This is a genomic window from Leucobacter muris, assembly GCF_004028235.1.
Taxonomy (GTDB): Bacteria; Actinomycetota; Actinomycetes; order Actinomycetales; family Microbacteriaceae; genus Leucobacter; species Leucobacter muris.
On sequence record NZ_CP035037.1, the window covers coordinates 168,224 to 184,595 of the forward strand.

Annotated in this window: 14 protein-coding genes and 2 pseudogenes; 10 read left to right on the forward strand and 6 right to left on the reverse strand. The window is 69.9% G+C overall.

Annotated elements, in window-relative coordinates; translation table 11 throughout:
• Positions 1-4 precede the first annotated feature (4 nt).
• From Leucomu_RS00775 to Leucomu_RS00800, 7 genes and pseudogenes are all read left to right on the forward strand, one after another.
• Positions 5-904, forward strand: a pseudogene (locus Leucomu_RS00775) (IS256 family transposase); the annotation flags it as partial.
• Positions 901-1,863 (forward strand): annotated as a pseudogene (locus tag Leucomu_RS15880) (RCC1 domain-containing protein); the annotation flags it as partial. The pseudogenes Leucomu_RS00775 and Leucomu_RS15880, both read left to right, overlap by 4 nt.
• Positions 1,864-2,364: 501 nt before the next feature.
• On the forward strand, positions 2,365-4,164 hold the full coding sequence (locus Leucomu_RS15310) for an SdrD B-like domain-containing protein (RefSeq protein WP_228407153.1): 1,800 nt from the start codon (positions 2,365-2,367) through the stop codon (positions 4,162-4,164).
• Between the two features lie 139 nt (positions 4,165-4,303).
• Positions 4,304-4,771 (forward strand): YtxH domain-containing protein, encoded by a 468-nt coding sequence (locus Leucomu_RS00785; protein ID WP_128386026.1) that lies wholly within the window; start codon positions 4,304-4,306, stop codon positions 4,769-4,771.
• Positions 4,768-5,232 carry a phage holin family protein gene (locus Leucomu_RS00790; RefSeq protein WP_017884255.1) on the forward strand — a complete coding sequence of 155 codons (465 nt, stop codon included), beginning with the start codon at positions 4,768-4,770 and terminating at the stop codon, positions 5,230-5,232. Before Leucomu_RS00785 ends, Leucomu_RS00790 begins: the two co-directional genes overlap by 4 nt.
• Positions 5,229-5,489, forward strand: a complete 261-nt coding sequence (locus Leucomu_RS00795; protein WP_017884256.1) for a DUF3618 domain-containing protein — start codon at positions 5,229-5,231, stop codon at positions 5,487-5,489. Before Leucomu_RS00790 ends, Leucomu_RS00795 begins: the two co-directional genes overlap by 4 nt.
• Positions 5,490-5,675: 186 nt before the next feature.
• Positions 5,676-6,467, forward strand: a complete 792-nt coding sequence (locus tag Leucomu_RS00800) for a uroporphyrinogen-III synthase (RefSeq protein WP_128386027.1) — start codon at positions 5,676-5,678, stop codon at positions 6,465-6,467.
• Between the two features lie 189 nt (positions 6,468-6,656).
• Here Leucomu_RS00800 and Leucomu_RS00805 read toward each other — a convergent pair whose 3' ends face one another.
• The 5 genes from Leucomu_RS00805 to Leucomu_RS15315 form a co-directional block, all read right to left on the reverse strand.
• The gene (locus Leucomu_RS00805) at positions 6,657-7,232 is read right to left on the reverse strand and encodes a nitroreductase family protein (protein WP_017884258.1); all 576 of its coding nucleotides are present in this window, start codon (positions 7,230-7,232) and stop codon (positions 6,657-6,659) included.
• Between the two features lie 104 nt (positions 7,233-7,336).
• Positions 7,337-8,254: an AEC family transporter gene (locus Leucomu_RS00810; protein ID WP_128386029.1), complete on the reverse strand. Its 918-nt coding sequence runs from the start codon at positions 8,252-8,254 to the stop codon at positions 7,337-7,339.
• 7 nt (positions 8,255-8,261) lie between these two features.
• Positions 8,262-10,004, reverse strand: coding sequence for a thiamine pyrophosphate-binding protein (locus Leucomu_RS00815; RefSeq protein WP_128386030.1), 1,743 nt, complete (start codon positions 10,002-10,004; stop codon positions 8,262-8,264).
• Positions 10,004-10,777 (reverse strand): cyclase family protein, encoded by a 774-nt coding sequence (locus Leucomu_RS00820; protein WP_128386031.1) that lies wholly within the window; start codon positions 10,775-10,777, stop codon positions 10,004-10,006. The genes Leucomu_RS00815 and Leucomu_RS00820 overlap by 1 nt, the downstream gene beginning before the upstream one ends.
• 89 nt (positions 10,778-10,866) lie before the next feature.
• Positions 10,867-11,976, reverse strand: coding sequence for a LysR family transcriptional regulator ArgP (locus tag Leucomu_RS15315; protein ID WP_228407155.1), 1,110 nt, complete (start codon positions 11,974-11,976; stop codon positions 10,867-10,869).
• 310 nt (positions 11,977-12,286) lie between these two features.
• Here Leucomu_RS15315 and Leucomu_RS00835 point away from each other — a divergent pair, with 310 nt between their 5' ends.
• A complete protein-coding gene (locus Leucomu_RS00835) occupies positions 12,287-12,910 on the forward strand; it encodes a LysE/ArgO family amino acid transporter (RefSeq protein ID WP_031290071.1) in 624 nt (207 codons plus the stop codon).
• Positions 12,911-13,199: 289 nt separating this feature from the next.
• Here Leucomu_RS00835 and Leucomu_RS00840 read toward each other — a convergent pair whose 3' ends face one another.
• A complete protein-coding gene (locus Leucomu_RS00840; protein WP_128386032.1) occupies positions 13,200-14,258 on the reverse strand; it encodes a threonine aldolase family protein in 1,059 nt (352 codons plus the stop codon).
• A 229-nt stretch (positions 14,259-14,487) separates the two neighbouring features.
• On the opposite strand from Leucomu_RS00840, the gene Leucomu_RS00845 reads away from it, so the two are divergent.
• Together Leucomu_RS00845 and Leucomu_RS00850 are read left to right on the forward strand one after the other, a co-directional pair.
• Positions 14,488-15,498 (forward strand): ABC transporter ATP-binding protein, encoded by a 1,011-nt coding sequence (locus tag Leucomu_RS00845; RefSeq protein WP_128386033.1) that lies wholly within the window; start codon positions 14,488-14,490, stop codon positions 15,496-15,498.
• The gene (locus tag Leucomu_RS00850; protein ID WP_128386034.1) at positions 15,495-16,334 is read left to right on the forward strand and encodes an ABC transporter permease; all 840 of its coding nucleotides are present in this window, start codon (positions 15,495-15,497) and stop codon (positions 16,332-16,334) included. The genes Leucomu_RS00845 and Leucomu_RS00850 overlap by 4 nt, the downstream gene beginning before the upstream one ends.
• Positions 16,335-16,372 lie beyond the last annotated feature (38 nt).

Consider the following 16,372-nt stretch of genomic DNA (forward strand, 5'->3'; position numbering starts at 1 on the left):
ACCCTCCCTTTCCGCTCGGGGGTTGACGACCGGTGAGATCGCTGCGCATTTCGACGAGGTCTATGGGGCGAAGGTCTCCAAGGACACGATCAGCCGGATCACCGAGAAGGTCGCCGGGGAACTCGCCGAATGGTCGAGCAGGCCGTTGGATGCGCTCTACCCGGTGATCTTCGTCGACGCGATCGTGGTGAAGGTCCGTGACGGGCAGGTGAGGAACACCCCGTTCTATGTCGTGATGGGCGTCACCGTGAACGGGGAACGCGACATCCTCGGCATCTGGGCCGGTGACGGTCAGGAGGGTGCGAGGTTCTGGCTGCAGGTGTTCACCGAGCTGAAGAACCGGGGTGTCGAGGACGTGCTCATCGCGGTCTGCGACGGGCTGAAGGGTCTCCCGGAGGCGATCAACACCACTTGGGAGCAAACGGTCGTCCAGCAGTGCATCGTCCATCTGATCCGCAACAGCTTCCGCTACGCCGGGCGGCAACACCGCGACGCGATCGTCCGTTCCCTCAAACCCGTCTACACGGCCCCGTCGGAGCAGGCGGCGAAGGATCGGTTCGAGGAGTTCGCCGCCGAGTGGGGCGGACGGTATCCGGCGATCGTGCAGCTCTGGAAGAACAGCTGGGCGGAGTTCGTGCCGTTCCTCGAGTATGACGTCGAGATCCGGCGGGTGATCTGCACGACCAACGCGATCGAGTCAATCAACGCTCGCTATCGGCGCGCCGTGAGAGCTCGGGGGCACTTTCCCAACGAGGCCGCCGCGCTGAAATGTCTCTACCTCGTGACGCGGTCGCTTGACCCGACTGGCGGCGGAAGGGCACGCTGGGTGATGAGGTGGAAGCCCGCGCTGAACGCGTTCGCGATCACCTTCGCCGGACGGTTCGAGAAAACCACTCACGAATGAAAACCGCCGGATCCCACACACCGTTTATCGGACAGACCCACACGGCGGGTGCTGAGTTCTACGATGTTGAAACCATCTACGGCGAGATCGGCGACCCCGTGCGAGAAGTAGTGAGCCATGGGAGTGGGGCTTTCTTCGCCGTTACCGACGCGGGCCGCGTGTATTCCTGGGGAGCAGGCGGAGACCTTCTCGGAAATGGAACCGCCGATGAATCAAACCCCGTAGCGAAGCCCGTGGTCGGTCTCGAGGGCCTTCGGATCTCAGAGTTGGTTCTCTCTCAGAATGCCGTGTACGCCATCACCGACTCGGGTCAGGTGTACGCGTGGGGCGGGAACCTTGATGGGGAACTCGGCAACGGAGGTAGCGAACCTTCTGCTACTGCCGCTCCCGTGCTCGGACTTGAGCAAGTGGTCGTCGAGAAGATAGCTGTTCGTCCATGGGGCGCCTATGCTCTCACCTCTGCCGGGCAGGTGTACTCCTGGGGGCGCGGGATTAACGGGGAGAACGGAAACGGTGGATTTACCAATAACCTCTCCGCTCAGCCAGTCCAAGGTCTTACTGGCGTAACGATCGTCGAGCTCGACGCGGGCTCCTGGACCGGGTACGGAGTGACATCGACTGGGCGAGTGCTTGCGTGGGGCAACGGTAACTTCGGCCGCGCCGGGAACGGGACTCAGCAGGACAACCTTTCGGCGAAACCGGTACTAGGGCTTGAAGGGGTGACGGTTCAAAAACTGGTCGGTCACCCTGATGGCGGCTTTGCGATCACTTCGACGGGTGCGCTGTACGTCTGGGGCAGCCAACAATATACGGGTAGCGGCTACAAACTGTCTGCGCAGGTGGTCCCCGGCCTCGAGGGTATCGCTATCGAGAGCGTGTGGGCCAGCGGATCCTTCTACGCGCTTACTGCGAATGGTGGCGTCTACGCCTGGGGAAATGGTGCACATGGCGCACTGGGAAACGGGACTACGGAGAATAGCGCGGTTGCCCTTCCCGTGCTGGGGCTAGAAAGCGTTGAAGTCAAAGAGCTGTTCCCCAGTTACGGGGGTGCATTTGCCCTGACCGAGGATGGAAGTCTTTTTGCTTGGGGAACTGGATTGAACCACCGGAATGGCAATGGAAGCACCGCGAACAATCTGATCGCGGCCCCGGTGCAGAGACTCGAGAATGTCGCAGTCCGATCCGTGATTCAGCGGTTTCGAGTCTTTGCGGCTGTCACCTCCTCCGGAGAGCTCTACGCTTGGGGAAACGCCCCTTCCCTGTCCTTCAGCAGCGCCGTCGCGACCGCCCTGGGAGGATTCAGCGGTGTGAAGCAAGCTGCTGAGCCCGGGAGTGCCTATTACGAAAACGAAGACGATGAGCTAGTAGAAGGCCATGCGATAGCAGGAGTTGCACAGGACGGCTCTGTTCTGGCGTGGGGATCCGAGAGACTCGTTGGAAATGACGGCACTGGCGATAACTTGGTCGCCGAAACCGTACGGGGACTGCCTGAACTCTTCCTGCTGAACGACGGTGTCCTGGCTTCCTCGGCACAACGTATCGACGGCTTCATCGAGCGTCAGTACCCGATATCCACGATACCCGTCGGGGAGTCGCTCTCGATCGTGGTGCGCGGCAAGGTGAACCAGGGCGCTGCCGACGCGAACCTGCTGAATCAGGCCTGGTTCACCTCGCCCTCGACGCCCTACGCGGGCATTGCGAAGAACGCGGGGGCGGGCCGGGCGAAGCCGATCCTGCCCGCCGACCCGGCCGCGACTCCCAATCCCGCGGGTATTCCGGGCAACCCCTCCTGCGACACCGACGTCGACGGGCAGAACAGCACCACTCCCGACTCGTGCGACCAGGTTCCGGTGCGCATCCCGCTGGCGAAGAACACGCCGGGCGGGGTGCGCGGCACCGTGTGGGCCGACGCGAACCACGATGGGCGGATGGGCGCGCCCGCCGCCGAGCCGCGCGTCGCGGGGGTGGCGGTCGCGCTCTACAACTCCTCCGGGGCGAAGGTGGGCGAGGCGGTCACCGACGCCGACGGCGCCTACGCGTTCACGAACATCGCGCCGGGCACCGGCTACACCGTCGAGTTCGCGGTGCTGGGCACGCACCCCTCGCAGCCGACCCTCGACACGGTGCTCGGCTCGGGGCTCGACCCCGCGGGGTACACGTACGGGGTGACCGCGCGGGCGCCGTCGTGCATGGTCGATGCGTCGTGCGCGAGCCCGACCACCTCCCGCTCGCACCCGGTGCCGGTGCTCGCGGGCGCCGTCACGGAGTACGTCAACGCGGGCCTCACACTCGACACCGCGAAACTCGTGATCGACAAGACCAGCGACCTCGGCGATCCGGCCGTGCTGCCGCCCCGCGCGAACGGCACGAGCGACCCGCTCACCGTGAAGATGCGGTTCACCAACACCGGCGACGAACCGCTGGGCGGGCTGCGGCTCGTCGACACCACCGCCACCGGCCGCACCATGACCTCGCTCGCCTGCGTGAACCCGAACGACGGCACCGCGCTGCGCGCCGCCGACAACCCCGTGCGCACGAGCACGCTCGCCGAGTTCGTGCTCGCGGTCGGGCAGTCGGTCGACTGCACGGGCACCCTGCCGAGCATGAACCCCGCCGACTCCTACGGGCCCGCGCACCGCAACGTGATCGCGGTCACCGGCAAGGGCGTCGAGACCGGCCAGTTCGTCGAGGCCAGCGACCCGTTCGAAGCCGCGATCGGCACGCCCCAGTGGACGATGACGAAGACCGCGACCACGGCGGGCGGCGACCCCCTGCACGACGGCACGGTCGTGCGGCCCGGAGACGACATCAGCTACGTGCTCACCGTGACGAACACGGGCCTCGTGTCACTCGACCACCTCGTCGTCACCGATGACGCCTCCCAGGTGCTGAACAGCGCGCGCCTCTCGGGCGCGCTGCCCGCCGGTCTCAGCCGCGCAGGCGCGATCCTCACCTGGCAGGTGCCCGCCGTGGCGCCCGGCCAGTCGGTATCGGCGGTGTATACGGTCACCGTGAAGAACGACGCCTACGACGTCACGATCCTCAACCTCGCCCACGGCGACGGCATCGTGCCGCCCCAGCAGTGCGCGAAGGCGAGCCCGTGCCGCACCCAGCACTGCACCCCGCCGTGGTTCGCGTTCGGGCTGCCCGTGCTCGGCGGCGACGCGGCGTGGATGTACGGACTGTGGGGCGGCCTCGTCGTCGCCGCCGCGGCCGCCGCGACCGTGACCCGGCGGCGCCGACGATCCGCGGTCCCGTGAACCGACCGCGGAGCCGGCAGCCGCGAATCATACAGAAATCCTGCCGCCGTGACCACCGGAATTCCCGAAGCGGGATGAACGGTGTCGCGGGCGGTAGTCTAGCGGCAGGCTATTGAAACGCCAACGGCGGGAGGCAATGATGAAGGGCAAGATCGCATTCGTTCTCGGCGCGGCAGTCGGCTACGTGCTCGGCACTCGGGCCGGTCGTGAGCGCTACGAGCAGATCAAGAACGGCGCTCAGACGCTCTGGCACACCGCCCCCGTGCAGCGCGGCGTCAGCTTCGTGCGCGACGTGGCGCAGACCCGGGTCGACGAGCTCAAGGCGTCCGCCACCCGTGCGGGCAAGAGCGCCATGGCGGCGTTCCTGCGCGACGACGAGAGCGACAAGCGCTCCACCGCGGGCACCACCAACGCATCGACGGCGTCGAAGGCCGCTGTGGGCTCTGCGGCGTCCGAGAAGAGCGATTCGAACAGTTCGTCGAAGAGCGATTCGGGCGGTTCCTCGAAGAGCGCCTCCTCGAATTCGTCGTCGAGCAAGAGCAGCGGGTCGGCCGCGTCCAAGAAGCGCGGTTCGGGGGCGTCCGCGAAGTCGGGCGGTGACGCATGAGTCGCAAGAAGGATCAGGCGGGCACCTTCGAACTGCTGACGCGGCTGCCGCAGCAGATCGTCTCGCTCGCCAAGATCGAGTACGAGAACGCCAAGCGCGAGATCATCTCGAAGGCCAAGAAGGCCGGCATCGGCGCCGGAGCGATCGTCATCGCCCTGTTCTTCGTGTTCTTCATGCTCGAGGCGCTCGTGATCGCCGCGATCGCCGCCCTGGCCCTGGTGTGGCCCTGGTGGCTGGCCGCGCTCGTCGTCGCCGCAGCGCTGCTCGTGCTCGCGGCCCTCGCGATCCTCGCCGGCGTCGCGCTCATCAAGCGCGGCAACCCCGTACCGGAAGAGACGCTCGAGCGCGTGGGCGACGACATCTCTGCCATCAGCGAAGTGCGGATCAACGCCGAGCCCCCGACATCGCGGCCCGCGGGCTCGCAGATGCCGCGAGTCGGCGAGGAAGGGAACTGGCGATGAACGCACACGAGAAGCAGCAGGGTGTAGTCGCGGCCGCGCAGGCGCGCGCCGAACTGTACGACACCCTCGCGCAGCTGAAGGATCGCCTCAACTATGCGCAGCGCGTCGACGACGCGGTCGACGACATGAAGCATCGCGTTGCCGAGCAGAAGCGGCGCAACCCGCTCGCCTTCGCGATCGGAGTCGCGGGCGCCGCCGCCATCGTCGGTCTGGGTGTCTGGACGGTCACCAGCGCCGTCATCAAGCGCTTCGAGTGAGTCGATCCGGCCCGCCGCGGGCAGGTCACAGTTGAGTTGCGTTCCCAGGGCCGCCGGGCCTCGTTTTGCTTCCTGGGGAGACGCGGAGTAAGAATAGGGACAGATGGTTTTCCATCCCAGCCATACCGAGGGTTCGTTCAAGACTGATCGTATGGCTTTTGTATTGGTGTCGAGTGAGTGGGGTGTATGTCGGTAGAGGCGAAACCGCTCAGCGGCCTGCGGGTGCTCGTGCCGAGGGGCGGCACCTGGGGAGACATCGTCTCCAAGGCGCTGCGTGAGCAGGGAGCCCACACGGTGATCGCTCCGCTCGTTGACTTCGCCCATACGCGCGAAGAAGAGAAGCTGGTCGAAGCCCTGAAGACCCTCGAAGAGGGTGGCTTCGACTGGATGACCGCGACCAGTTCCACCGTCGCCGACGTGTTGCAGCACCACAACGCCGTGATCCCGCCCGAGACCAAGGTCGCGATCGTCGGCGAGGCGACCGCGGTCGCCTTCCGCGACGCCGGGTACCACATCACCTGCACCCCCGAGCGCGAGAACAGCACCCACGCCCTGCTCGAAGAGTGGCCCGAGATCGACACCGGCGAGGTGCTGCGCGTGCTCACGCTGCGCTCAGACGTCGCGATCCCGGTGCTCACCCAGGGGCTTATCGAACGCGGCCACGACGTCACGCAGGTGCTCGCGTTCCGCACCGTCGGGGTGCCCGCGTCGGTGCACATCCGCGAAGATATCGAGTCGGGCCGCATCAACGCGGTGCTCGTCGCATCCGCACGGATCGCCGAGGAGGTCGCGTCGCAGTTCCCCGACATCCCCGACACCACGATCGTGCCCTGCGTGGGCGTGAACACGATCGAGGCGGCCGCGGCCCTCGGCCTGCCCTCGGAAGCCGACCAGCCCTCGCACCCGCTCTACGAGACCAAGCGCGCCCTGATCGAGACCGTGGAATCGGTCATCGAGCAGAGCGACATGCTCGACTGACCCGGGCTCCCCTGCGCCGGACGACGCCGAAAGGCGGATTTCGCATGTGATCTTCGAGATCGACGAGCGAAATCCGCCTTTCGCTGCATAACGGCCGGGACAGTGCGCGGGCTGCAGGCCTCAGCAACTAGGGGGCTAGGGGCTAGGAGCCTCGAGAGGCCTGAGGGCGAGACACGCCCTTCCTGTGCGTCAGTCGCGCACGATCACGAGCTCTTCGAGCGACAGCCGCGTGCGGGGAGCGGTCTCGCGCTCGCGCAGCACCTCCGACAGCTGCTCGGGGGTGCCGATCGCGCCGATCGCGGTGATCGAGACGGGCAGCAGACGCTCATCGAGGTCGAACGCGGCGCTGATCGCCTCGCGGTCGAAGCCGCCCATCTGATGCGTGTAGTAGCCGTCGGCGTGCGCCTGCACGGTGAGGTGGGCGACCGCCTGTCCGAGATCGTACTCGGCCCACTTGCGGGGCTTGCCCTCGGGGTCGATGACCTCGGCGATGTTCACGATGAGCGCCGCGGCCGACACCGCCCACTCGCGGTTGAAGCCGAGCAGGGCCTGCTCGATACGGGCGTAGCTCTCGCTGCCGCGGCGGGCCACGATGAACCGCCAGGGCTGGGTGTTGTTCGCGCTCGGGGCCCAGCGCGCGGCCTCGAACACGCTGCGCAGGGCGCCCTCGGGGAAGGCGTGCTCGGCGTCGAAGGCTCGGGGGCTCCACCGCTGCGCGAGAGTGTCGAGAACGGGTGCGGTGGTCTGGGCGATGCGCGAACTCACTGGGAGGCTCCTTACGGGTGACACGGCGGGCCGCGATCCGGCCCGCATTCCGCCTCGTTGCAACGCCGGATCGTGCCCCGCTATTCCCGCCCTCGGTGTCCCGCTCAGCCCAGCAGCCACGCGATGAGGGCGATGACGGGCAGCGACGCGAAGGTGGTGAGGAACACCGTGTCGCGCGTCGCGGTCTCGGCCCGCCGATATGTGGCTGCGTAGTTGTAGACGTTCTGCGCCGTCGGCAGCGCCGCGATGGTGGTCGCCACGAAGATCTCGTGGGAGCTCAGCCCCACCGCGATCGCGATCAGCCACGTGACGAGCGGCATGAGCAGCACCTTCAGACCGCTCGCCGTGAACACCGCGGCCCGACCCGTTCCGGGTTGCAGCGCGCGCTGGCCGCGCAGCGAGATGCCGAAGCTCAGCAGCACCATCGGGATCGCGGCGGCGCCGAGCATGTCGAGCGGCGCCATCACGAGCTGCGGCACGGGCAGGCCGGTCAGCGCCACGACGAGGCCCGCGATCGACCCGACGATGATCGGGTTCGAGAGCGCCCGCCCGAGCGCCACCAGGAAGCCGCGCTGGTTGCCGCGCACGCTCTCGAGGATCGCGAGCACCGCCGGAGCGAAGAACAGCAGCTGCACCAGCATCAGCGGGGCCACGTAGGCGGCGTCGCCCAGGATGTAGACCGCGACGGGCAGGCCGAGGTTGTTCGCATTGACGTAGCCCGCGCACGTCGCCCCGAGCGTCGTGCTCGCGAGATCCCGCTTGAACCACAGCCGAGACGCGATCACGAACACGGCCGCGACGATCACGGCACCCGCGCTCGTCACCAGGATGACGGGCGAGAGGATCACGCCGGGATCGCTGCGGCTCAGCACCGTGAACAGCAGAGCGGGGGTGGCGATGTAGAACGCCACGTTGTTGAGCACGCGCCGCTGATCCCCCTGCACCACCTTGAACAGCGCGGTGAGGTAGCCGGCGCCGATCACCCCGAGGATCAGTGCGAAGCCCTGCAGCACACCCAGCATCGGAGGCCTAGTGCCCTCGGAACGCTTCGGCCAGCCACCACGCGCCCCCGTCGGAGGCGATGCGGGCGTCGAGCACGAGTGGCGAGCGAGGATCGGAGTCGAGCCAGGCGCGCACCGCGTCGAGATCTTTGGGCCCGCGCACGGTGACGCCCTGTGCGCCGAAGCCGCGAGCGAGGCTCGCGATGTCGACGCGGGGGAATGTCACGGTGCCGAGGTCGGGGGCGACGAAGTCGGGGTCGTCGCTCACGCCGAAGTGGTGGATCTCGGCGCCGTAGGCGTCGTCGTTGTAGACCACCACGAGCAGCGGAAGACCGAGCCGCACCGCCGTCTCGAGCTCGGCGACGCCCATCAGGAAGCCGCCGTCGCCGGTGCCCAGCACCGGCAGCCGATCGGGGCGGGCGAGCGCAGCGCCGATCGCGGTCGCGAGCCCGAGGCCGATCGCCTGGAACGCCTGCGTGAAGCAGAAGCCGTGCTCGTCGGGAACGTCGAGGTAGGCCGACGGGTAGCCCATGAAGTTGCCCGAGTCGACCGAGATGATGCGTTCGACGGGCAGCAGGCGGTTCAGCTCGCGGCTGAGCACCCTCGGATCGATGCGGATCTCGGGGCCGTCTTCGAGAGGACCGGGGTCTGAGGCGGCGCCGGTGCCGGGGCCGCCGAGGTCGGGCGGGTCGAGCGGCACGTCGCTCCACCGGCTCTCAGCCGCGATGCGGGCCGCGATGCCCGGGGTGCGGTAGCGGGGTTCGAGACCGGAGGAGAAGCGCGTGAGCTCGGCGAGCACCGCGGTGGCGGTCGAGGCCGCGTCGCCGACCACCCCGAGATCGATCGGGCGCTGCGCCCCGAGCGCCGACACCTCGAGATCGATCTGCGCCACCCGGGCGCGCTCGCCGATCAGACGGCCGTGCCGCATGGTCCACATGTTCAGGGCGCACCCCGCGCCGATGATGAGGTCGGCCTGCGAGATCAGCTCTGCGGTGAGGGGCGACGAGAAACCGCCCGAGATGCCGAGGTCGAACGGGTCGCCGGCGAACAGCCCCTTCGCCACAGCCGAGGTCGCGAGCAGCGCCCCCGCGGCGGAGGCGAGCGCCCGCAGCTCGGGCCCCGCGCCGCGCGCACCCCGCCCGGCGACGATCACCGGCCGCTCGGCCGTCGAGATCAGCTGTGCGAGGGCCGACACGGCCTCGGCGTCGGCCCGTGGCGGCGCCGGAGCCGGCGGTGGGGCGAGGCTCTCGAGGGTGCGCAGTGCGTCGGCGGAGGCCGGCTGCGCCTGCACGTCGAGCGGCAGATTGAGCACCACGGTGCGCCGCTCATCGCGCGCCGCGCGGAAGGCCCGCACCACATCGACGAGTGCGCTTTCTGGGGAGTGCACGCGGTGAGACTCCGCGAGCACCGACCGCGCGAAGCCCGGCTGGTCCATCGAGAAGTTCGACCCGACGGCCGCGCCCGACGCCTCGGCCGCCAGCACGATCATCGGGGTGCGGCTCTTCGCCGCCTCTCCGATGCCCGTCGCCGCGTTGGTGAGACCGCAGCCCTGGTGCACCGACACCAGTGCCACCGTGCCCGACATGCGGGAGAAGGCGTCGGCCATGGTGGCGGCCCCGCCCTCGTGCCGCGTCGCGGTGAAGGGAACGCCCGCCTCGCGCAGCGCGTTCGTCACCGCGAAGTTGCCCGAACCGACCACCCCGAAGCAGTGGCCGGCGCCGAGGCGCGCGAGCGCGTGCCCCACGAGCTCGGCCACGGTGGCGCCGGCCATCAGGCCTCCACGAGGGCGTACACGCGGGCCGGGCTGCCGGTGCCGTCCACGATGGGCAGCGGCGCCACCACGATCGCAGCGCCCTTCGGGGGCAGCAGCGAGAGATTCTGCAGCGAGGTGATGCCGTACTTGTCGGCGCCGAGCAGGTGGTAGTGCACGGGGAAGGGCGGATCCAGTTCGGCCCCGCGGCCCGCATCGATGCCGACGGTCTCGACTCCCACGCCCGAGATCTCGGCGCGGCCGGCCAGCCAGGCGGCGCACTCCGCCGTGAACCCCGGTGTGTGCGAGCCGGTCTCGTCGGCATTGAGGAACGCCTGCTGCGAATCGGAGAAGCGATCCCAGCCGGTGCGCAGCAGCAGCCAGGTGCCGTGCTCGAAGGCGCCGTGCTCGGCTTCCCACGCCTCGACGTGGTGCACGTCGAGCAGGAAGTCGTTGTCGGCCGCGGCCTCGGCCGAGAAGTCGAGCACCGCGGCCGGGCCGAAGAGGCGCGCGGGCGGGATCTTGGAGACGTCGTGGCCCTCGCGACCGCTGATCCAGTGGATCGGCGCGTCGATGTGCGTGCCGATGTGCTCGCCGGTGTGGATGTTCGCGTGCTTCCAGAACGGGCCCGGCTCGTCGTACTCGCTGACCGTCTCGAGCGAGAAGTCGATCAGGTTGGCGAAGGGCTCGGGCAGGCGCAGGGTGGGGGTCGAGGCCTGCAGCTTGTTGGTGAGATCGACCACGCGCAGCGATCCCGAGCCGATGGCGCCGAGCAGTTCTGGAATGAGGGACATGGATCCTCCTCGTCGAGGCACAGAGGTGCGGTGAGTGGGCGCGCCTCCGAAGCTCAGACACCGGCGAGACGCCCTGATGCCGTTCCAGGCTACCGCGCACCGCCGACATCGAGTGCGAGCGCCGCGTCCTCGGCGATGATCGCCGACAGCCGGTCGAGCACGGGGGAGCGCAGATTCCAGCGCTGCCAGTAGAGCGGCAGCTCGAACGCCGACCCCGGCATCAGCTCGACCAGGCGACCCCGCGCGAGCGCTTCGGCGCACTGCAGGCGCGGCAGCATGCCCCAGCCCATGCCCAGTTCGATCGCCGTCGCGAACTCCGCCGACGACGGCACGAAGTGGCGCGGCGGCTCGATTCGCGCGTCGGCGGGGCCGCCCCCGGCCGGCTCGCCCGCCGGGGCGGCGGGGCGATCCGGGGCGGCAGGGCGATCCGGGGCAGCGGGGCGATCCGGGGCGGCGGGGCGATCCGGGGCGGCAGGGCGATTCGGAGCAGCGGGGCAATCTGGCGCTGCGGAGCGATCCGGTGCTGCGGAGCGATCCGAGGCGGCGTGATCCCGAGCCTCGGCGTGCCCGGCCGCGATGCGATCGATGAAGCGCCGCTGGAACATGTCGTGGCGGTCGAACTCGATTACCGGCGCCGTCGCGAGCGCGGCGGCCGTGACGCCGTCGCCGAAGTGCGCGGCGGTGAAACCGGGCGCGGCCACCGCGAGGTAGCGGTCGACCCCGATGAGGGTCGACGTGCAGCCCGGCACCGCCTCGGCCGTCGCCGTGAGCGCCGCCATCACTTCGCCGCTGCGCAGCCGCTCCGTCGACAGCGTCTCGTCAGAGCGCACCACCTCGAAGCGCGCGCCCGTCTCCCGCGCCGCCCGAGCCAGTGCGGGCACGAACCAGGTCGCCAGCGAATCGGCGTTGACGACGACCGGTATGAGCGTGCCGCCCGACGGTCCCTGCCCCAGCTCGTCGGCCACGTCGTCGAGCACGCGCTCGACCTGGCGGGCCGCGCGCAGCACCGCCGATCCCGCCGCCGTCGGCTCGACCGGCCGCGTGCGCCGCAGCAGCACCGACCCCACCCGCTGCTCCATCGCGCGCACGCGCTGGCTCACCGCCGATGGTGTGATGTGCAGGCGCCGCGCCGCGCCCTCGAAGCTGCCCTCGTCGACGATGGCGGCGAAGGTCGCGAGGTGCTCGACTGGCAGGTCCATGGGGCTCCTCGGGTTCGGGTGGGGGATCCGGGTCTCTTACGGCTGCCCGCCCATCGAGCAGCCGCCGTGCGGGCATCGTGCGGGCGCCGCGTGGCAGCTGAGCAGCCGCCGAGCAGCCGCCGTTGCTTCGGAACTCACCCGTGTCTCGGAAGTATCCCGGCGAGGGATCCGAAACATCGCCGAGCCCCGAGGCATCGGCCGCGCCACCGGCGCGCACCCCACGCTACCTGAAGCGCAGCTTAAGCTGCATCAGAAACCATAGCCCTGCTGAACTAGCGGGGGCGTGCTCCGCGCACGTAACGTCGTCTGCGTGATCCTCCCCCTTCTCATCGGTGCCGGCAGCGGCCTCTCCCTCATCGTCGCCATCGGCGCGCAGAACGCCTTCGTGCTGCGGCAGGGGATCCGCCGCGAGCACGTGCTGCCCGTGGTGCTCATCTGCGGCCTTACCGACGCGCTGCTCGAACTGCTCGGCGTCGCCGGCATCGGCCTCGTCGTCGAACGCGCGCCGATCCTGCTCGAGATCGTGCGCTGGGGCGGCGTCGCCTTCCTGCTCTGGTACGCCTGGTCGGCCGCCCGGCGGGCCATGAACCCCGAGGTGCTCGTCGCGGGAGACGGGCCCGAGGGCTCGCGCAGCAGCCTCAAGCGCACGATCCTCGCCTGCCTCGCCATCACCTACCTCAACCCGCACGTCTACCTCGACACGATGGTGCTCATGGGATCCATCGGCAACGCGCAGGGCGATCCCGCCCGATGGTGGTTCGTGCTGGGCGGCGCGCTCGCGAGCATCGCCTGGTTCTTCCTGCTCGGCTACGGCGCTCGCGCCCTCACCCGCTTCTTCGCGACGCAGCGCTCGTGGCAGGTGCTCGACTGGATCGTCGCGGCGATCATGCTGGTGATCGCGGCCAGGCTGATCTTCGGCGGCATCGGGGTGTAGGCGGGGGCCTGCGCTCGTCGCGCCTTCCCGCGCCCCCGCGCCTCCTGCGGTTCCGCGCCTGCGGTTCCGCGCCCTCTGCGTCTCCGCGCCTCCTGCATCCTTCCCCTTCTGCACCCTACGTCTCTCCTGCGCCTCCTCGCGCACCGATCGACGCAGCAGCACCCCGTTGCGCGCGATCGGGGTGTTCGAGGCTCGATCGGTGCTGCTGGAGGGGAGGGATGCACAGGTGCGGCGTGATCGGGCCGGGGCGGCGGGCATCGACCCGGGATCGCGATCCGGATCGGGGCGCTCAGCCCTCGGCGATCGCGGCCAGCAGCGCGTCGACGTGCTCGGGCTGCGTGTCGAAGGCGCACATGAGGCGGTAGAGCCCCGGGTCCGTGGGCCACGCGCCGAACGCGAACCGCGAGCGCACCCGGTCGGCCACGTCGGCGGGCAGCGTCGCGAAGACCGAGTTCACCTCGACGGGGTGCGCGATCCGCAGCCCGGGCACCGCGCCCGCCGTGGCGAGCTCCTCGAGCCCCGTCGCGAGCCGAGCCGCCATCGCGTTGGCGTGGCTCGCCGAGCGCACCCACAGATCGCCCTCGTACAGCGCGAGCAGCTGCGCCGACACGAAGCGCATCTTCGAGGCGAGCTGCAGGTTCATCTTGCGCAGGTAGGGCAGACCGGGGGCGGATCCGGGGCGCAGCACCACCACGGCCTCCGCGCCGAGCAGGCCGTTCTTCGTGCCGCCCAGGCTCAGCAGGTCGACGCCCGCGCCGCTCGTGAGCTCGCCCAGCGAGACGCCCAGGCTCGCCGCGGCGTTGCCCAGCCGCGAGCCGTCGAGGTGCAGCACCATGCCGTGCTCGTGCGCCTGGTCGGCCAGCGCGCGGATCTCGTCGGGGGTGTAGCAGGTGCCCAGCTCGGTCGACTGCGTGATCGAGACCGCGAGCGGCTCGGCACGGTGCTCGTTGCCCCAGCCCCACGCCTCCCGCGCCACGAGTTCGGGGGTGAGCTTGCCGCCCGGCGCCTCCACCGGCAGCAGCTTGAGCCCGCCCGTCTTCTCGGGGGCGCCCGTCTCGTCGGTGTGGATGTGGGCGGTGCCCGCGCAGATCACCGCGCCCCAGCGGGGCAGGGCCGCCTGCAGGGCGAGCACGTTCGCGCCCGTGCCGCTCAGCACCGGGAACGCCTCGGCGTCGTCGCCGAAGAGGGTTCGCGCGAGCCGTTGGAAGCGCGCCGTCCACGGGTCGCCGCCGTACGCCGGCGCGTGGCCCGCGTTCGCAGCCGCAATCGCCTCGAGCACCTCGGGGTGGGCGCCGGCCCAGTTGTCGGAGGCGAAGGAGATGGTGGGAGCGCTGGTGCTGTTGTTCACCCGTTCAGCCTACGCCCGCGCCGTGGTCGTGGTTCTCTGCGTCGAGTCGGCCTATTTGTATTGAGCCGGCCCGCAATTCGCGCGCCTTCTGGGCCGACTCGATACAAGTAGGCCGACTCGGCACGGCCCGCCCGCGATCCCGCATCCACCGACCGGTGGATGCGTGAGGCCGCGAAGATCCCCCCACCGGTCGCTGCCGACGCGCGCGGGCGCAGGCCAGGCTGGAAGCATGAACGATCAGCAGAACGGCCGCGACGCGGTGGTCAGCGTGCGCGGGCTCACCAAACGATACCGGGAGCAGACCGTGCTCGACGGCATCGACCTCGACATCGCGGCCGGCGAGACCTACGCGCTGCTCGGCCCGAACGGTGCGGGCAAGAGCACCACCATCGAGATCCTCGAGGGGATCCGCCGACCCGACTCCGGCGAGGTGCGCGTGCTCGGCGAGCAGCCGCTGAGCGCACCCCGCTCGTGGCGGTCGCGGATCGGCGTCGTCGCGCAGGGCACGGGGGATCTCGGCCCGTACACGGCGCGCGAACTCGTCGCCCACTTCGGCGCGCTCTACCCCCGGCCGCGCAGCACCGACGAGGTGCTCGAGCTCGTCGGCCTCACCGAGCACGCCGGCAAGCGCGCGACCAAGCTGTCCGGCGGCCAGCAGCGGCGCCTCGACGTCGCGCTCGGGATCGTGGGGCGGCCCGAGCTGCTGTTCCTCGACGAGCCCACCACCGGTTTCGACCCCGAGGCGCGGCGCCGATTCTGGGACATGCTCTCGGCGCTCACGGGCGAGGGCGCCGCGATCCTGCTCACCACCCACTATCTCGACGAGGCGGCGCACCTCGCCGACCGCGTCGGCGTGCTGTCGGGCGGGCGGATCGTGGCGGAGGCCCCGCCCGGCGAGCTCGGCGGCCCGCAGGCTCGCGTGCCCGTGGTGAGCTGGCGCGACGCGACGGGCGTGCTGCGCGAGCAGCGCACCGAAAGGCCCGCCCGCCTCGTCGCCGAGCTCTGCGGTGCGGCCGATGCCGCCGGGGAGCCCGGCGGGGAGCCCGCCGAGCTCGAAGTGCGGCGCCCGTCGCTCGAGCAGATCTACCTCGGCCTCATCGAACGGACCGCAGACGGGTCCGCGGCCGACGCGGGCGAGAGCGGCGGCCGAAGCGCCGGTGCCGGCCGATCCGCCGCCTCAGCAGACCCCGCCGCCGAGCGCGCGGCGATCCTGACCGACGAGAACGGAACGAGCCGATGAGCACCGCAACCATGACGCGCACCGGCGGCTTCGAGGCCGCCGCACCGGGGATCCTGCGAGCGGGGGTGGCCGCGATCGGCCTCGAACTGCGCGCCTACTTCCGCACGCCCGACACCGTGTTCTTCACGTTCCTGTTCCCCGTGCTGATCCTGGGCATCTTCGGGGTCGCGTTCGAATCCATGGGCGAGATCGCCCCGGGCGTCACGATGGCGGCCTACTACCTGCCAGGCATGGTCGCGGCGGGTCTGCTGCTCACCGGCGTGCAGAACCTCGCGGTCGACATCGCCCGGGAGAAGAGCGAGGGCTGGCTGCGGCGGCTCGGCGGCACCCCCATCTCGCCGGTGTCGTACTTCATCGGCAAGGCGGGCATGATCCTCGTCACCTCGCTCGCGCAGCTCGCCCTGCTGCTCGCCTTCGCGGCGATCGTGCTCGGGGTCGAACTGCCCTCGGAACCGGAGCTGTGGGTGCGGTTCGCGTGGCTGTTCCTGCTCGGGATCGCGACGATGACGATGCTCGGGATCGCGCTCTCGGCGGTGCCGCGCTCGTCGCGCAGCGCGACCGCGGTCGTGCTGCCGATCGTGCTGCTGCTGCAGTTCATCTCGGGCGTCTACCTGCAGTTCTCGATGCTGCCGGAGTGGCTGCAGAACATCGCCGCGGTGTTCCCGCTGAAGTGGTTGGCGCAGGGGATGCGCTCGGTGTTCCTGCCCGAGAGCTTCGCCACGCTCGAGCCGTCGGGGGCGTGGGATCTGGGCCTCGTGGTGCTGATGCTCGCCGTCTGGCTCGTGGCGGGCCTCGTGCTGAGCCTCTTCACGTTCAAGTGGCAGCGACGCACATGAGCGGACGCGCCGGCGTTCGCCGTGCGGAGCTGGGGCCG